The sequence below is a fragment of the Pseudovibrio sp. SCP20 genome (genome assembly GCF_057774105.1).
Map to the genome: position 1 here is coordinate 55013 of NZ_JBYMDH010000003.1, position 15444 is coordinate 70456.

Here is a 15444-nt window from a genome sequence, read left to right on the forward strand (position 1 = left end):
TGTCAGGAGCTGAGCATGACCACGCCAAAGCCAAAGCTCTACTTTGACTTGACCACGTTGAGGCAGAACAGATCCACCTCATTACAGGCCAACGGCGTCACCAGAACGCTCTACGAGACAGCAAAGCGGTTCTATAAAGACGACATCGAAGTCACCTTCATCTGTCATGACGCCCGCAAAAACGAATATGTGAGCGTGCAGGCCGATCCATTGTTCGCATCAGATGACCTGAACCCCGCATGTCTCCCTGATTTGCTGGGCGCTCCCGTTAAAGCATTCCGCTCTGAAAAATACAGAAACCGCAAACTCAAAGGCCTGTTCCACAAGCTCAGACACACACTGCGCGCACGTGCAAATAAAACCATCGGCGCTCATGATGGCGAAGCATTGCAGGAACCGCTGACAGACATCGACGCCCCCTTTCTGTCACTGGGAAACCTGGAAGAAGCACGGCGACTGACAGAATATGTGAAGAGCCGCGCACCCTATGTGCCCGTCTATGTCATGATCCACGACATCTCCCCATTACGCCTCAACGATCCGGAGGAGGATCTCGGCGCAAAGCTTTGGCTGGAGCACCTTAGACGAACGGTCACCACAAGGCCGCACGTGATTGCCAACTCCGAATATACGCGCAATGATCTCCTGAAGTTCCTCGCAGAGCAAAAGCTCCCCTCCCCGCAAAGCACCAGTGTGGTGCATCTGGCTCATGAGTTTCAGGAGGCAGAGCCTATCTACCCTCTGCGGCAACGGCCCGAGCACGGTTTCTTCCTGCTGCTTGGAGACATTCGCTACCGAAAAAACGCAAAGCTGGTCTTTGACGCATACCTGCATATCGTGGAGCAAGACGAAAACGCGCAGTTACCTCAGCTCATATGTGCGGGAGCGATCCCCAACGGCGCGTTTGCCAGCCTCAACAAAGACCAAAAGTACACGCCCATCGGTAAGTTCGTGACAATTGTCCAGTCACCAACAAACGCAGAGCTGACAGCACTTTATAAAGAAGCTATCGCACTGGTTTACCCAAGCTTGTTTGAAGGCTATGGCCTGCCAGTCGGTGAAGCGCTCTGGATGGGCACACCCGTATTGGCCTCAAACGCAACCTCAATTCCAGAGGTCGGTGGAGATCATTGCCAATACTTTGACCCGCACAACGCGGAAGAACTGGCTGCCCTGATCTTATCGACAATACAATCGAAAGAAGCTCTACGCGCAGAACTGCCAGCAAGGGACGAACTCCGCCAATGGCAGAATGTGCAGCAGGATATCTGGAAGATTATTGAGAACAACAGCACCCCACCAGACAAACGCTCATCCGGTGCAGAAGGCAAGCAGCAAAAGCTGGAAGAAACTTAATTCGGCTTAGGTTTCGCCTGATCGCGCTTGAAGATCTTCACCAGCTGGAAGTACTCACAAACGAGCTTCATATCAGGAGCATAAACGCCATTGCGTTCAAAGAACTCGCGATGGCCTTCCTGCCAGAACTCAAGGCTCAGATCGCCTTCACCTTCCAGCACAGCCCAGACTTCATCGATCTCGTTAAACTGGCGTACATCAACAGTCACCATCTCGATGACACAGGCTGCCTGCCCTTTACCATCCAGAATAACGTACTGATCGCCCGGCTGAGGAAGGGGCTCTCCGTCTTTCTCATAGGAATGCAGATCACCGCAGGTCGCTGTCTTTGTTCCATTCAGAACAAGCTCAAGCAAACTGTCAGCCAGCTCAGGGCTGTCGCCAAATGCAAAACTAGGGAGATGATCGAATTCTTCAGAAGACATGCGCTTCCACCGTAACTGTTTGATTTCACGAAAAAGAAAGGTGGTGGAGGAGGTTGGATTCGAACCAACGTAGGCATAGCCAGCGGATTTACAGTCCGCCCCCTTTAGCCACTCGGGCACTCCTCCGTCGCATTGGCCAAGTTGGCCGCGCCGTGTGAGGACGGGTTATCTTCATTTGAGGCCCTCTTGTCAACGCCCCTTTGAAATTTGAGTTGGGAAAACATCGGAAAAAACGTTTTTAGCCGGCAATCTGTGAACAACACCCCACTCCAGCAGCTTTAACCAGGGGTATTTACGTAATCATCACCGCGAAAATTTCACGAATTCCCACCTCGGCGAGTAGCGCTTTGTTAAGCGAAGGACCGGGAACCACTGCTGGTTGCTGGACGCCTTTCTACATTAAGCCATTATCTTCAAACGAAATTATGAGTTTCTGTAGTGGAGTGCACATCCCGAAGATCATCAAAGGCGTCCAAATGAGCAGGCATTGGCTTCCAACTCATATCATCGTTCTGGGACTATCCATCGCAGCATGGTCCCTCCCTTCCCCTGCGCAGATGTTCAATGAACCATCTCTGGGAACCTCAGGAAGTGTTGAGGAAGAAGATAACAGCGCTCAGGAAGACCCTTCAATGATATCCGGCATGCCTGATTATCCGATGAGCAACCAATCCATGATGCCCGCGCCACCTGTCACCACACAGAAGCCCGATAATGAGGCCACCCAGCAAGATCAGGAAGACGACGACAAACGCTGATCTTCTTTGAATGGCCGGATAACAAAATTGAAACAGGAGAATACAATGAGAACCCCAGCCCTCCTGAGCGCCACTGCAATTTTCCTTTTTCAATCAGCCAGCGTGACAACAGCCCAGGTTCCTGGCGACGGTCCGCCGGTTCCCACAAGCAAAAGCCTTCAAAGCGAAGTCCACACACTTGCTGAAACCGGCAGCAACACGTCTGCTGCAAAAACCGCAGAACAATGGCTCGGCAAATCCCTGAATTTTGCATGGAGCATCACCAAGGATGGGGCGGAAGCCATCGAAGAAAAGTTCACCGCCTTCATCTGCAATGCAGAAGCTCTGGCCTGGAACACCACCTCGCAGTTCGGCAAGAGCAAGGGCACCGCAACCTATACGGTTCAGCAGATCACACCAGACATCACTCAGATCTCTTGGAAAGATAATCCGCAGGAATCCAATCTGGGATGGGTGTGGACGCTCGATGAAGCCAGCGGCAAGGCATATGGCGTGGTCGTCAACTCACAGCCCTACGAAAACCTTGCAATTGAGGGAGAGTTCACCGTTCTTCCGGTACCAACAGCCGAAGAAAAGACCGAGTTCAGCTGCCCTTGATACTCAGAGCAGCCTCAGTCTTTCAGATCAAAACGTGTTTTGGGATCAATATGATCACCGTTCCAATGACCATACCGCCACGGCAAATACCATCTCGATGCCTTGGGTAAGCTGAGCGGAACCGGGTCATACCCGCTTGCCCCATAAGGATTGCAGCGGATAATCCGCGACAACCCAATCCAGCCGCCTCGCCAAAACCCAAACCGTGTTATGGCTTCAGCTGTATAATGAGAGCAGGATGGCTGATAGCGGCAGGCCCGCCCCAAAATCAGCGACAGGCTATGCTGATAAATCCAGATAAGCCCAATCCCTAGCCGCGCCAAGAAGCTGGCAGGCCTCTCTTTTGGGAGCGGATCGGGCTTACACATAACAAAATGCCTTAGGCAACAGCAGCTTCAACATCATCAAGCGCCTTCACCAGCGCTTCAAACGCAAGCATGGTGGACGCATGGCGTGCTTTATAGTCACGCACTGGCTCAAGGAAAGAAAGGTCAGCAAAACGACCGGTCGGCACAGGGCCGTTATCCTTCAGCATAGCGTGCAGCTGCGCATAAGCCTCCCGCACTTCTGCAGGTGTTGCGCCAATAACATGCTGGCCCAGAATGGATGCAGAAGCCTGCCCCAGAGCGCACGCTTTCACGTCCTGCGCAAATGAGGTTATTAGACCATTGGCTACACAAACCTCAACACTCACCGTCGAACCACAGAGCCGCGAGTGTGCTTTTGCCTGAGCCTGCGGGTTATCAATATGCCCCAACAGAGGAATATTCCCTGCAAACTCAAGGATCTTAGTATTGTAAATGTCGTCCAACATGCAAAACTCTGGCTACTCTTCTCACGCCCGCTTTATAACCTAAAGCGAGCTTGGATCACTCACTAATAAGGGAAGACCCTTTCCTAACCAAGACATCTATCTTATATAGGTGGTGCTGCCGAGACCTTGCTAGAGGTCAAAAGCGGAATATCGCAATCTAGCACACATTACCTAGAAGAAACCATAGATGCCAATTTATTGGCGGTCTAAACGGGTTGTCGCAGATTATACCCTGCGCCATACTCACATCTCCTTAGGTAAGCCGTAGATTTGCGTATGACAATGGGAAGAGCCTGAACTGAAAACAGGCCGACGAAAATAGTTGTTGCGCAGGAACCTATGGCGGGTTCAGTGTTTTTTTAAGAGAAGTATGTCTTAAATTACACCCATCGCCTGCGTATTGTTGGAGACATAATATGGACGCTGTTTTGAGACCGGTTACAGAAACCGATCCCACGGCTACAGAAGACAACAAGCTCCCCAACCGCCCTAGCCGGGCTGAAGCTGAGGCTGCTGCGCGCGTACTTCTTCAATGGATCGGAGATGATCCGGAGCGCGAAGGTTTGCTGGATACACCAAAGCGCGTGGTCAAAGCCTACGAAGATCTTTTCTCCGGTTACAAGGAAGATCCTCGCGAGCATCTGGAACGCACCTTTGAAGAGGTCGGTGGATACAACGATATTGTGCTGCTGAAAGATATCACTTTCACATCTTTCTGTGAGCATCACGTCCTGCCATTCACAGGCAAGGCGCATATCGCCTATTATCCAAACCATGCTGTCGTGGGCCTTTCCAAGATCGCACGTGTTGTAGAAATCTACGCACGTCGTCTTCAGACACAGGAACATCTGACCGTTCAGATAGCAACTGCATTGGAAGAGTATCTGGCTCCTCGTGGCGTCGCTGTCATGATTGAAGCAGAGCACCAGTGCATGTCCATGCGTGGCATTCAAAAACAGGGTGTCTCCACCCTCACCAACCGGTTCTCCGGTGTTTTTGAAGACAACGCCTCTGAACAGGTACGCTTCATGACAATGGTCCGTTCGTAAGCTCGGACCATTCATCAGAAAATTCGAGCATTTCATGTCGACGAATATTAAAGCCGACGGCTTTGCACCGCGCGCTGACAAAAACGCAATTGAGCTGGGCGATGAACTCTGCCCGAAATTTGACGAAAATGGCTTGATTGCTGCTGCAGTCACTGATTTCGACAGCGGTGAGCTTCTCATGGTGGGTTATATGAACTCCGAGAGCCTGCGCCGCACAATCGAAACTGGTGAAGCATGGTATTGGAGCCGCTCCCGCCAGGAGTACTGGAAGAAGGGTGGCACCTCTGGTCAGATACAGGAAGTTATTGAAATCCGTACTGATTGTGATCAGGATGCAATCTGGCTTCGCGTCAAAGTCCATGGCAACGGCGCCACATGCCACGTCGGCTATCGTTCCTGCTTTTTCCGTAAAGTAAACTCGAACGAAACCGGCGATGTCTGGCTGGAGAAGACGGAAGTCGCTCCGGTATATGACCCCCAAGAAGTTTACGGGAAAAAACAGTAGGTTTCGCTGCGCCCCGATTCAGTCTTTTTATAGGTTTAAATAGCATAGTTACCCCAAGGTAATGTTGACTATTCAACCAGTGTAAAGACAGTCGGGGAGATGGCAGTGCTGCAAAATCTACCTCTGTGGCCCAACAGCAAACAGCCTGTAGAAGAAGAGCCAGAAACACCCACCACCATTCCAGAGCCGGAGATCACCCCCGGCATTGGCCTGGCACTTGGCGGAGGTGCAGCCCGCGGCTGGGCCCATATCGGCGTTCTCAAAGCTCTTTCAGAAGCAGGCATCCAACTGGACTTCATCGCAGGTACCTCGATCGGCGCCGTCGTCGGCGGCTGCTATCTCTGTGGTAAGCTGGAGCAGCTTGAGGAATGGGTTGTCTCCCTCTCCCGCCGCCGCGTCTTCAGCATGGTCGATCTCTCCTTCGGTGGCTCCGGCCTCATCTCTGGCAAAAAAGTCCTCTCCCTGTTCGAAGACCACTTCGGCGGCATCATGATTGAAGATCTCGACCGCCCCTTTGCAGCAGTCGCAACAGAACTGGGCACCGGCCATGAGATCTGGCTGAAGAAAGGTCTGCTCACGCAAGCCATGCGCTGCTCCACCTCCCTCCCCGGCGTGTTCGAGCCCGTTGCGTACGGTGGCCGCTGGCTGGTGGATGGCGCACTGGTCAACCCAATTCCCGTCTCCGTCTGCCGGGCCATGGGTGCAAGAGCAGTCATTGCCGTCAATCTGAACTCAGACACATTTGGTCGCGGCTCCACAGTGGTGCACGAGCTGCCCCCGATCCCAAAAGACATGATCCCGGAGATCGACAGCAAACTCAACAAAGATCCCGGCGGCACAATAAAACGCGTCCTGAGACGCCAGATTTTTGGCGGAAAACAAAAGGGATTGCCTGGCATTTCCGGTGTTATGATGGACAGCTACAACATCATACAAGATAGGATTGGTCGCTCACGTCTGGCAGGGGATCCACCAGACACCATCCTCACCCTGCGCCTGTCTCATCTCGGCTTGTTCGACTTCCATCGCGGAGAAGAAGCTATCCGCGTCGGCTATGAAACAACATGCCGGGCCTTGCCGGAGATCCACCAGCTGGCAGAAATGCAGCCATAATACCGGCACTCGCATCACACGAATGATGCGGTGTAAAATCACGATTTTTGGAAGAAATGACTGCTGTGCCTGAGTAGCACAGCAGTAAACCAGCAGATCAGACTGCCTGAATGTAATTACGCAGGTCGTCCGCCTCACGCTCCACCTGAGCGATACGGAACTTCACGATATCACCGATAGAAACAAGGCCAATCAGCTTGCCATCTTCCACAACAGGCATATGGCGGAAGCGACCTTCGGTCATGCGTGCCATAACACCGTTTACAGAGTCTGCTTCCGTACAAACAGCAACCTCTTTGGTCATGTACTCTCTAACGGGTTGAGCGAGAACGTCAGGACCTTCCATGGCGATCGCCTGAACCACATCACGTTCTGAAACGATACCGACAATCACGCCCGGCTCGTCACACAACACAATCGCACCAATGCGGCGTCCACCAAGGCTCGCGCATATTTCGCTCAAACTACGTGTGCTCGTTTCCGTATAAACGTCCCGCCCTTTGCCGTTCAATATGGCAGCAACTGTCATGGCGACCTCCTCGTTTGTTTATGCCATCCTTCTTTCTCAGAGAAAAAAGAGGAAGAGAACAAATCTAACCCTACGGTATCATGGCACAAAAAAACAATACTTGCCTAGCCACCAACTTAGGTGCTGTTAACATATGTAGTTAGCTAACTATTAAGTAGTCAGGACCAACGCCGTTTAATCGGATCTAAGAGTGGGAAGAGGATCAATCCAGCCACAAATCCACCTACGTGAGCTTGCCACGCAATACTTACACCCTCACCTGCGATAGGTGCTGACCAGATTCCAAACAGGAAGTTGAGACCGAACCAGACAAGGATAAAGGTGAGCACACGGCGATCGCTCAGCGCTTCCATCAAAGGACACGCAGGCACGGAATAAGCATGAGTATCATGACGGCGGAAAGAACTCATCGGCCCGCCTGCTTCAAAGATAAACCGCAAAGAAGCAGCCATCTGACCGGAGACTGCAGCAGAAGCACCAATCACCGGCACCTGATCTCCCCAGTTGGTTGCCAGATGCGCACCGGCGCCAGCAACGGCACAAACGGCAGAAAGAAGCAGGAACCGCGTCGCGCCAAACCGGCGGGCAACCGCACTGCCAAACACAGCCATCCAAAGCACGTTAAAGCCGATATGCTCAGCACTGCCATGCAGGAAACCATAGGTCAGGAAGCTCCAGACCGCAGAAGCCGTTTCACCCGGCCAGGAATATTGAGCCATAAAGCCGCTAACATAACGAACTGGCCAGAAGGCAAACAGAAGTAGCGTCTGTACTTCTTCATTCGGAGAAAGAACGTAAGCCCGAACCAGATGGATCCCTATGAGGACAAGGGAGAGACCAACAACGACAGTTGGCAGATTGAACATCGGCTCCCGTGCTGGGCGGTGAAAATACGGACCGTCCGGGCCCTGATGCTCTTCGTTGGATTGGTTCATTTCATTACAGACCCGAAAATTGCTGTCCCATTTTGAACTAGGGTAACTTGGCACAGTTCGCAAGGTTTGGCACAGAATGTAAGGATCAAATAAAAACAATAAACCGCCAGCACTCCCCCAAGCGCTGACGGTTTATCGGAGCTTCTCCCCGTTTGGCGTGTGATTTCCCGATTTTTCTGGCTACGTACAAAACGCAGCAAACCTAGGTTTTCCGCCGAAAATAGCTCAATTCTTATGGCCTCAAGGGTTCAGGTGAGGCAACTGCAACCAAGATTATATAAACTGCTGCACACCACAACTTAAACCCTTTGTTAAGGTTAATATTTTATTAAATTTTTATGATATTTGTAGTTTGGCATGCTCCCTGCTTATTCCCCACCATAGACCAGCGGATAGTTAAAGTTGTCCATAAAAAGGACACTGACCCCAATGGGAACACCCAATAAGCGGACTGGGGAAGGCAGGAATATGAAACACGGCGCATCACGGATACTCTTTGAATACTGGGACGAAATTCGGGCTGAACGTCCAGCACCAGAACGGGGCGACATTCAACCCTCCGCCATCAAAAGTGTTCTGGGTGATACCTTTATTCTGGAACTGGCAAAGCAAAACAACTTCCGGTTCCGCCTGGCAGGTACACGCCTGTGCTCCCTGTTCTGCCGCGAGCTGAAAGGCCGTAGCTTCCTGGACGGTTGGGATGAAAAAGACCAGCAGGCCGTCACAGCCATGCTCTCCGCAATCACGCAGGACGGCGCAGCCGCTGTCATCAGCTTCACCGGCACCACAGAAATGGGCCAGTCCGTCGATCTGGAGCTCCTGCTCTTGCCAATACGCGTTCAGGGCGAAGGCTGCACACGCATCCTCGGCTGCATGGCTCCTTTGAAGCGTCCGTTCTGGCTCGGCGTTCAGGCCATCTCCAAGCAAAAAGTGAACAGCTTGCGCCTGATCTGGCCGGACGAAGACGCACCACTTTTCAGCGAAGAAAATGAATGCGTCCCACATTTCGGAACGCCAGCGCATCGCGCCGTTGGCCCGATGGAACCAAGGGTAAGTCGTGGTAGCCGCTTGTCACGCCCTGCCGCACCAAAAGCCGTTGAAATTCCAAACAGCCGACAGGTAGGACATCTTAGAGTTGTTGATGGTGGCAAAATATAAACCTGTACGGCTCACCTGAGTTACCATTCTGTTAACCTTGTTTTCCTAGGGTGTGACCCAAGTTTCGTATTAGACAATAATCGCGTACTCGGGATTCCTAGGAAAATGGCAGGGCGCACAGCGACCAACAGAATTGCTGCACTCGCGGCAAAAGAACCTGACAGACGCCGTTTTTCCCGCGTTGAAATCAACGTGCTTGGCCGCTTCATGCTGGAAAACAGACGCGAGTACCCCTGTCAGGTGGTCAACATGTCCCCTGGCGGCGCCGCTTTCATCTCCCCTGTTATGGGCGAAATCGGCGAACGTGTTGTTGCCTATCTCGATCACATTGGCCGCGTTGAAGGTAAGATCGTCCGTGAAATCGACGGCGGCTTTGCCATGACTGTGAACGCCAGCGCACGCAAACGCGACAAGCTGGCATCCGTCCTCACATGGCTGGCGAACAAAGATGAGCTCAACCTGCCTGAAGATCGCAGGTTCGACCGCTTTGTTCCAAAGAACCCAATGACCAAGATCATCTTGCCAGATGGCAGAGAGTATGCTTGCCGTATCGTGGACGTGTCCCTCTCTGGCGCTGCACTCAAAACAGATGTGCGCCCAGCCCTTGGAACTCCGATTACGCTCGGCAAGATGCGTGCACGCATTGTCCGTCATTTCGAAGAGGGCATCGCAGTTGAGTTTGCAACCGTCCAGAACAAGGAGTTGTTGGAACACCACATCTCCAACGCTGAAAAGCGCTAAGGCTCAACCGCAGCGATTCCTCGTTTTCAACGGTTAAGCATCAGCTTTTCGATAAATTTATAAAAAAATATTTGCGGTGAATTTTATATGCAAGAAGCACAGCTTTCCGCAATTATCTTTAAATTAACCGTACTTATGCCGACGAACTCTCGCAACGTAGCCTTCAAAAACTAGAGATTTCTGCGGACTCTTTAATTCATTACAATTTGAATTAAATTTAGCTCTTATTTTCATCTGATTTAATTTAATTACGATGCAAACTTGAGTTAAATGCGAGTCGAATTTGATTAAATACTGAGTTTAAAGGTTATAACCAAATAAAAGCGCCCGAATGAAAGTAGAGCCAGCCATGATTGGAGGGCGCTACTTGTGTTTGAGTATAAGCTGTTCGCGAAAAGTGTATTGGGTATCGCGTTGAGCGGATTTATGGGTCTGTCTCAGGCGAATGCCGAGCAGATTCCGGGTCGTTTCATGCCCGTCATCGGACAAGCAAGTGCCCCTGTTGGTCATATCGAATTCTGCCAGAACTACCCTCAGCAATGCCGCTATGGCACCAACACCCCTCTTGTCGTTCGCCTGACCAAAGAGCGCTGGCAAGAGCTTCTGGACGTCAACGCCTCCATCAACACTCAGGTGCGCCCGCTCACAGATGAGCAGCTCTTTGGCGTGGCGGAGTACTGGACCTACCCGCAAGGTGCCGGTGATTGCGAAGAGTATGTTCTGGAAAAGCAACGGCAGTTGATTGCGCTGGGATGGCCGCCAAGCGCCCTGCTCATCACCGTTGTGAAAGACCTGAACAATGGTGGACATGCTGTCTTAAGCGTGCGCACGGATCAGGGAGATCTTATTCTCGACAATCAGATCTCATCCATTTTGCCTTGGTATTCAACCCCATACCGTTATGTCAAACGTCAGTCCGCCCGTCACGCAGCAGCATGGTCCGCCATTTCCGATAAGCGCGTCACCACCGTGGCAAGCATCCCAGAGTAATACTTGCATTGAACATAGTGCCTATAGCAATAAAAATGCCGCGGAACCTGTCCGCGGCTTTTCTGTTTTAAAGTGCGAATGCACTATCAGAGTTCAACAAGCTGCTCTTTAAAGCGCTGCGCATTCATCACATAGCCATCAGCGGAGCGGATCAGCATTGCCTGTGCGTCTTCATCCAGCTCACGAACCACTTTACCCGGCATACCGACAACGAGGGAGCCATCCGGAATAACCTTCCCTTCTGGCACCAGCGCATTCGCGCCAACAATGCAGCCTTTGCCGATCTTGACACCGTTCAGGATCGTGGCACCCATGCCGATCAGCGATCCCTCACCGATTGTACAGCCATGCAGGATAGCTTTGTGCCCAACGGTGCAGTTCGCACCAATAACAAGCGGATACCCCAAGTCCGTGTGAAGTACAGAACCATCCTGAATGTTAGAGCGCGCACCAACGTGAATGAGTTCAGTGTCACCACGCAATATGGCGCCAAACCAAACATTCGCTTCCTCATCCAGTTGCACATGCCCAATCAGACTTGCACATGGCGCGACCCAGTAGTTTCCATTTTCAGGAACGTTAGGGCTTCTGTCTCCAAGCTTATAAAATGGCACAAGGTTCTCCTAGATTGCACAAATCAAATCCTGCGCAATCTAGCATAGGCCCTGCTTAAAGTGCCAAGAGAAAACTCAAAACAAACGTACCGGAAAGAATGCTCCATATAGCCGTTAAGCCACCAGCGGCAGCAAGCATGCCCGGACTGAAGCTCTCCCAGTAATATCCTTGGATCGCATTGCGCATGAATATAAACGGTCCAGCAACCAGCCAGAGGCCGACAACAATCAACCAGGAAACTGGCCCTTTCATCTCGGCAAAGAACTTTGGCGGCTCTCCCGTCACCAACTGATAAAAACTACCCAGAATACCCGCGGTCACAAACCCAGAAGCCGCTATAAACGCGGCCAACAATAATTCGCCCAGCATGCACTCCCCCACTCTTCGCTGGTTCATCCCAGCTCAATCGCGATACAGTGCAGATGAAAGCAAATCCTATGCCGCATACCATCCTCAGTTAACCTCTTGTTAATATTTACATATAGGAAGGCAGTGGAAATTTCCGGGTAGGCCGGAGAGGAGAATACGTTTCATTTCAGGATGCAGAGCGCATTCCACGTCTCATTATGATGCAAAAAGGGCCCCGAAACGGAGCCCTTCAAACCTATCAGATTTGCGTGGTGCCTTAGAGGCCTTCCACGTCAATATCGAGGATAGCCATCTGGAAATTCCAGCTCAGTTCGCCATCTTCCTCATCGCGGAAGATCACGCCGAGAAACTCGTCATTGATATAAACTTCAGCAGAGTCATCTTTACGAGGACGCGCGCGCACTTCAAGTTCTGGCGACTTGAATGTGTTGCGCATGTAGGTTTGCACCTTACGAATTTCATCAGGCTTCACAGCCGTCTCCTTACCAGTTTCACTTCAAACTTGGGGCACAAACTATACAAGTTTATCCTCGTGCCAACCCTAGGAAACTAGCTTATCCTTGTTTGTTTTGCGAGGAAAGTCCTTGACCTTGGCCTAACATTTGATCCATGGCCCGGGCTGGTTGGTCGCAACCAGCTTCGCCCACAACCTTTGCAGGAACACCCGCTACTGTGGTGCATGGCTCAACGTCTTTCAGAACAACAGAACCAGCCGCCACACGTGAGCAATGGCCGATCTCCAGATTGCCAAGAACTTTGGCACCGGCACCAATCAGAACACCCTGACGGATCTTCGGATGACGATCACCGGAAACCTTACCTGTTCCGCCAAGGGTAACCCCCTGAAGGATGGAAACATCATCTTCAATAACAGCGGTACCGCCAACCACAATGCCTGTGCCGTGGTCGAAGAACACGCCGCGCCCGATTGGAACCTGCGGATGAATGTCCATCTGGAACACTTCAGAACTACGGCTCTGCAGATAAAGCGCAAAATCCTCACGGCCCTGAGCCCAAAGCCAGTTTGCCAGGCGATGGGTTTGCAGCGCGTGGAAGCCTTTGAAGTAAAGGAGCGGCTCAAGAAAACGGTCGCAGGCAGGATCGCGATCAAAAACAGCTGAAAGATCAACGCGGAAAGACTGCGCGATCTCCGGCGCCTGATCCAGCGCATCCAGATAGGTCTGACGAATGAGAGAAGAAGAAACAACCACGTGGCCCAGACGATCCGCCACACGATGAACAATCGCTTCCTCCAAAGAAGAGTGATTCAGCACCGTCTCATACACAAAAGACGCAAGCGCTGGCTCAGAGCTGGCCATGGCTTGAGCTTCTGCTTTCACGCGATCCCAAACAGGATCGTGAGAGGCCAGCTCCTTGGGGCTACTTGAAGAAATTTGCACCATGAAAGAATGTTCCTTTATGGATAGGACCTATTCAACCTTACATAGGTGCAGACCATTTCAATCCAAGTCCCACCTAGTCGCTTTGAGTTATCCGCCTATAGTACATCACGCAGTATTGCCATTAGAGAAAGCGCGTACCAAACCCACAACACCAAAGAGAAAGGGAAACTACATTTTCCAAGAAATGCAGAACTTCATTCTAATTTCAGGCGGCAGCTTGGTACTCTTTTAGAAATGGCATGATCGCGGCAGTAAAAATATCATTCACATCGCCTGCAACCATATGACCAGCTTCTTTCACATCTGTGAATTGTGCATGCGGAACCAGTTCAAGAAATTCATCAACGTGGCTCTGTTTCACAAGCTCTGAAGCCGCACCGCGCACCAGCATACTCGGCACCTTCAGGTTGGCCGCAGCTTCCAGCAACTGGCTCTGCACTTGCTCCTTCATATCAGCCCGATCTGCATGGTGGGTGATAAAACGCGGATCCCAATGCCAGCGATACCGGCCATCCTCCCGCAACCGCAGGTTTTTGGAAAGGCCATCCAGCGTTTTAGGACGTTTGCGATGTGGCAGATAGGAAGCAATCATATCAGCAGCTTCTTCAACACTGCCAAATCCGTCCTCCACCTTTTCCGCCATGAAAGAGAGGATCTTGTTCACCCCGCCCTCATCAAGGCGAGGCGTTACATCTACAAGGATCACACCAGCAAGAGCACCGGGGCGCAGCGCCCCTTCCGCCAGAATAGATGCAAGACCACCCAGCGAGGCACCGATCGCAATTGGCTTGATACCGGTTTCCTCATGGATCTGCGTCGCCGCAGCAGCAACATCAGCACCGAAATCGGAGAAGAAGTACCTCTCGCCATCCACCCATGCACTGTCACCATGGCCACGCATATCAAGACAAAACGCCTGCATCCCTGCATTGGCGATCATCTCTGCAGTCTTGCCCCACGAATGTCTCGTCTGCCCGCCGCCATGCATCATCATCACGGTCTGGCCTTCTGTGCCATACCGGTCAGCGACAATACGGTTGCCATCGGCTCCGATAAATTCGTGGGTACCTCTATTCATGAAAACTGCTCCAAAAATTCTAATGTGCCTTTTTTGAAAATTTTGTCGCCGACAGCCGTCATGTGGTCCCGGTTGGTGATTTCCAGATAGCTGGCATTCGGCATCAGATCAGCAAGCGCTTTTGGATCACCAGCCACATCATCATTGGTGCCGACAGCCACCAGTGTAGGCGCAGTAATGGTCGATACCATGTCCTCGGAAATCGGTTTACGGGCAGACTGCATGCAAGCAGCCAATGCACGTCTGTCAGACTTGGTCTGCTCGGCAAACGCTCTGAAGGCACGACCCGTCCGGTCTTTCACATCAGAGATTTTGTCAGCCAGCAGGCCTTCAATAATAGGCTCAGGATTCCCAACGCCGGAAATCAGGCCATATCCCATTCCGCCAAGGGTCAGAGAACGCACCCGATCAGGTGCCTGCAAAGCGCAGAACGCTGAGATGCGCGTTCCCATGGAATAACCAAGCAGGTCTGCTTTATCGATATAAAGATGATCAAGCAGCTTCAGCGCATCCTCTGCCATGACAGGCGCGCCGTAGTCTTCGCCATTGTAGTACTTGTAGCTCTCGCCATGACCGCGATTATCAATCGCAATCACACGGCGACCATCCTTCACCAGCAAATCGACCCAACCAGGGTACACCCAGTTGACGAACTTGTTGGAGGCGAATCCGTGGATCAGCAGGATTGGGTCGCCCTCTCCTTCATCAAGATAAGCGATAGGACGATCATTATTGTTGAATATTGGCATATTACCTAACGTTTACGTAAAGGAAAACTATGGGATCAAGGGAGGGTAAATGTAAGTATCAAGAAAGAAAAGGCCAAAGACCTATCAATTTGGATTAGTCCCTTAACTATACACACAGAACGAAACAGAACCGTTTTCGCCTTAAAACCTCAGTGCTAGGTGAAAAAACGCAGTACAGTTGTGGACCGCATAGGATGCAGTGCAATCAATCTCCTAGAAAACCTGTTTTTTTACGCAGAACCAATTTATTGTCACCGGCA

The 15444-nt window shown here is 51.5% G+C and carries 20 protein-coding genes and 1 tRNA gene; 9 read left to right on the forward strand and 12 right to left on the reverse strand.

Annotation, left to right across the window (positions count from 1 at the left end; translation table 11 throughout):
• Window positions 1-15 precede the first annotated feature (15 nt).
• Window positions 16-1356, forward strand: coding sequence for a glycosyltransferase family 4 protein (locus AC3CB2_RS12895; protein WP_352933107.1), 1341 nt, complete (start codon window positions 16-18; stop codon window positions 1354-1356).
• Here AC3CB2_RS12895 and AC3CB2_RS12900 read toward each other — a convergent pair.
• Together AC3CB2_RS12900 and AC3CB2_RS12905 are read right to left on the reverse strand one after the other, a co-directional pair.
• Window positions 1353-1781, reverse strand: a complete 429-nt coding sequence (locus tag AC3CB2_RS12900) for an ASCH domain-containing protein (RefSeq protein ID WP_054782803.1) — start codon at window positions 1779-1781, stop codon at window positions 1353-1355. The two genes, AC3CB2_RS12895 and AC3CB2_RS12900, sit on opposite strands and share 4 nt — an antisense overlap.
• Window positions 1782-1822: 41 nt before the next feature.
• Window positions 1823-1907: transfer RNA gene (locus tag AC3CB2_RS12905), tRNA-Tyr, on the reverse strand.
• A 350-nt stretch (window positions 1908-2257) separates the two neighbouring features.
• Here AC3CB2_RS12905 and AC3CB2_RS12910 point away from each other — a divergent pair.
• Both AC3CB2_RS12910 and AC3CB2_RS12915 read left to right on the forward strand, forming a co-directional pair.
• Entirely contained in the window at window positions 2258-2539 is a 282-nt protein-coding gene (locus AC3CB2_RS12910; RefSeq protein WP_352933109.1) for a hypothetical protein, read from the forward strand.
• A gap of 45 nt (window positions 2540-2584) precedes the next feature.
• Window positions 2585-3136 carry a hypothetical protein gene (locus tag AC3CB2_RS12915; protein WP_352933112.1) on the forward strand — a complete coding sequence of 184 codons (552 nt, stop codon included), beginning with the start codon at window positions 2585-2587 and terminating at the stop codon, window positions 3134-3136.
• A 14-nt stretch (window positions 3137-3150) separates the two neighbouring features.
• On the opposite strand, the gene yidD is transcribed toward AC3CB2_RS12915, so the two are convergent.
• On the reverse strand, window positions 3151-3504 hold the full coding sequence (gene yidD / locus AC3CB2_RS12920) for a membrane protein insertion efficiency factor YidD (protein WP_352933115.1): 354 nt from the start codon (window positions 3502-3504) through the stop codon (window positions 3151-3153).
• A gap of 11 nt (window positions 3505-3515) precedes the next feature.
• Window positions 3516-3950 carry an iron-sulfur cluster assembly scaffold protein gene (locus tag AC3CB2_RS12925; protein ID WP_014286379.1) on the reverse strand — a complete coding sequence of 145 codons (435 nt, stop codon included), beginning with the start codon at window positions 3948-3950 and terminating at the stop codon, window positions 3516-3518.
• A gap of 416 nt (window positions 3951-4366) precedes the next feature.
• Here AC3CB2_RS12925 and folE point away from each other — a divergent pair, with 416 nt between their 5' ends.
• The 3 genes from folE (at window position 4367) to AC3CB2_RS12940 (ending at window position 6617) form a co-directional block, all read left to right on the forward strand.
• Window positions 4367-4999: a GTP cyclohydrolase I FolE gene (gene folE, locus AC3CB2_RS12930; RefSeq protein ID WP_008547794.1), complete on the forward strand. Its 633-nt coding sequence runs from the start codon at window positions 4367-4369 to the stop codon at window positions 4997-4999.
• Between the two features lie 34 nt (window positions 5000-5033).
• Window positions 5034-5504 carry a phosphoribosyl-AMP cyclohydrolase gene (gene hisI / locus AC3CB2_RS12935; protein ID WP_352933118.1) on the forward strand — a complete coding sequence of 157 codons (471 nt, stop codon included), beginning with the start codon at window positions 5034-5036 and terminating at the stop codon, window positions 5502-5504.
• 99 nt (window positions 5505-5603) lie between these two features.
• Window positions 5604-6617 carry a patatin-like phospholipase family protein gene (locus tag AC3CB2_RS12940; protein ID WP_352933120.1) on the forward strand — a complete coding sequence of 338 codons (1014 nt, stop codon included), beginning with the start codon at window positions 5604-5606 and terminating at the stop codon, window positions 6615-6617.
• A 97-nt stretch (window positions 6618-6714) separates the two neighbouring features.
• Here AC3CB2_RS12940 and AC3CB2_RS12945 read toward each other — a convergent pair whose 3' ends face one another.
• Window positions 6715-7146, reverse strand: coding sequence for a CBS domain-containing protein (locus tag AC3CB2_RS12945; protein ID WP_352933123.1), 432 nt, complete (start codon window positions 7144-7146; stop codon window positions 6715-6717).
• A 158-nt stretch (window positions 7147-7304) separates the two neighbouring features.
• Window positions 7305-8081, reverse strand: coding sequence for a rhomboid family intramembrane serine protease (locus AC3CB2_RS12950; protein WP_352933125.1), 777 nt, complete (start codon window positions 8079-8081; stop codon window positions 7305-7307).
• Window positions 8082-8549: 468 nt separating this feature from the next.
• Here AC3CB2_RS12950 and AC3CB2_RS12955 point away from each other — a divergent pair, with 468 nt between their 5' ends.
• The 3 genes from AC3CB2_RS12955 (at window position 8550) to AC3CB2_RS12965 (ending at window position 10970) form a co-directional block, all read left to right on the forward strand.
• Window positions 8550-9239, forward strand: coding sequence for a PAS domain-containing protein (locus AC3CB2_RS12955; RefSeq protein ID WP_008547925.1), 690 nt, complete (start codon window positions 8550-8552; stop codon window positions 9237-9239).
• Between the two features lie 105 nt (window positions 9240-9344).
• Window positions 9345-9980, forward strand: a complete 636-nt coding sequence (locus tag AC3CB2_RS12960; RefSeq protein ID WP_008547755.1) for a PilZ domain-containing protein — start codon at window positions 9345-9347, stop codon at window positions 9978-9980.
• A 369-nt stretch (window positions 9981-10349) separates the two neighbouring features.
• Window positions 10350-10970 carry a transglutaminase-like cysteine peptidase gene (locus tag AC3CB2_RS12965; RefSeq protein ID WP_352933127.1) on the forward strand — a complete coding sequence of 207 codons (621 nt, stop codon included), beginning with the start codon at window positions 10350-10352 and terminating at the stop codon, window positions 10968-10970.
• An 86-nt stretch (window positions 10971-11056) separates the two neighbouring features.
• On the opposite strand, the gene AC3CB2_RS12970 is transcribed toward AC3CB2_RS12965, so the two are convergent.
• The 6 genes from AC3CB2_RS12970 to AC3CB2_RS12995 form a co-directional block, all read right to left on the reverse strand.
• Window positions 11057-11584 (reverse strand): gamma carbonic anhydrase family protein, encoded by a 528-nt coding sequence (locus AC3CB2_RS12970; protein ID WP_352933130.1) that lies wholly within the window; start codon window positions 11582-11584, stop codon window positions 11057-11059.
• 55 nt (window positions 11585-11639) lie between these two features.
• A complete protein-coding gene (locus AC3CB2_RS12975) occupies window positions 11640-11954 on the reverse strand; it encodes a DUF6949 family protein (protein ID WP_352933132.1) in 315 nt (104 codons plus the stop codon).
• Between the two features lie 256 nt (window positions 11955-12210).
• On the reverse strand, window positions 12211-12426 hold the full coding sequence (locus AC3CB2_RS12980; RefSeq protein ID WP_008547690.1) for a DUF3126 family protein: 216 nt from the start codon (window positions 12424-12426) through the stop codon (window positions 12211-12213).
• An 82-nt stretch (window positions 12427-12508) separates the two neighbouring features.
• Window positions 12509-13357 (reverse strand): serine O-acetyltransferase, encoded by an 849-nt coding sequence (gene cysE / locus AC3CB2_RS12985; RefSeq protein WP_008547507.1) that lies wholly within the window; start codon window positions 13355-13357, stop codon window positions 12509-12511.
• Between the two features lie 205 nt (window positions 13358-13562).
• Window positions 13563-14435, reverse strand: coding sequence for an alpha/beta fold hydrolase (locus AC3CB2_RS12990; RefSeq protein WP_352933134.1), 873 nt, complete (start codon window positions 14433-14435; stop codon window positions 13563-13565).
• Window positions 14432-15184 carry an alpha/beta fold hydrolase gene (locus AC3CB2_RS12995; protein ID WP_008547659.1) on the reverse strand — a complete coding sequence of 251 codons (753 nt, stop codon included), beginning with the start codon at window positions 15182-15184 and terminating at the stop codon, window positions 14432-14434. Before AC3CB2_RS12995 ends, AC3CB2_RS12990 begins: the two co-directional genes overlap by 4 nt.
• Window positions 15185-15444: the final 260 nt, after the last annotated feature.

Coding starts and splice junctions, on each gene's coding strand:
- AC3CB2_RS12950 (WP_352933125.1), bottom strand. CDS start 8,081: ATGAACCAATCCAACGAAGAGCATCAGGGCCCGGACGGTCCGTATTTT.
- AC3CB2_RS12995 (WP_008547659.1), bottom strand. CDS start 15,184: ATGCCAATATTCAACAATAATGATCGTCCTATCGCTTATCTTGATGAA.
- AC3CB2_RS12915 (WP_352933112.1), top strand. CDS start 2,585: ATGAGAACCCCAGCCCTCCTGAGCGCCACTGCAATTTTCCTTTTTCAA.
- AC3CB2_RS12940 (WP_352933120.1), top strand. CDS start 5,604: ATGGCAGTGCTGCAAAATCTACCTCTGTGGCCCAACAGCAAACAGCCT.
- AC3CB2_RS12945 (WP_352933123.1), bottom strand. CDS start 7,146: ATGACAGTTGCTGCCATATTGAACGGCAAAGGGCGGGACGTTTATACG.
- AC3CB2_RS12895 (WP_352933107.1), top strand. CDS start 16: ATGACCACGCCAAAGCCAAAGCTCTACTTTGACTTGACCACGTTGAGG.
- AC3CB2_RS12975 (WP_352933132.1), bottom strand. CDS start 11,954: ATGCTGGGCGAATTATTGTTGGCCGCGTTTATAGCGGCTTCTGGGTTT.
- AC3CB2_RS12990 (WP_352933134.1), bottom strand. CDS start 14,435: ATGAATAGAGGTACCCACGAATTTATCGGAGCCGATGGCAACCGTATT.
- AC3CB2_RS12960 (WP_008547755.1), top strand. CDS start 9,345: ATGGCAGGGCGCACAGCGACCAACAGAATTGCTGCACTCGCGGCAAAA.
- yidD (WP_352933115.1), bottom strand. CDS start 3,504: ATGTGTAAGCCCGATCCGCTCCCAAAAGAGAGGCCTGCCAGCTTCTTG.
- hisI (WP_352933118.1), top strand. CDS start 5,034: ATGTCGACGAATATTAAAGCCGACGGCTTTGCACCGCGCGCTGACAAA.
- AC3CB2_RS12925 (WP_014286379.1), bottom strand. CDS start 3,950: ATGTTGGACGACATTTACAATACTAAGATCCTTGAGTTTGCAGGGAAT.
- cysE (WP_008547507.1), bottom strand. CDS start 13,357: ATGGTGCAAATTTCTTCAAGTAGCCCCAAGGAGCTGGCCTCTCACGAT.
- folE (WP_008547794.1), top strand. CDS start 4,367: ATGGACGCTGTTTTGAGACCGGTTACAGAAACCGATCCCACGGCTACA.
- AC3CB2_RS12900 (WP_054782803.1), bottom strand. CDS start 1,781: ATGTCTTCTGAAGAATTCGATCATCTCCCTAGTTTTGCATTTGGCGAC.
- AC3CB2_RS12955 (WP_008547925.1), top strand. CDS start 8,550: ATGAAACACGGCGCATCACGGATACTCTTTGAATACTGGGACGAAATT.
- AC3CB2_RS12910 (WP_352933109.1), top strand. CDS start 2,258: ATGAGCAGGCATTGGCTTCCAACTCATATCATCGTTCTGGGACTATCC.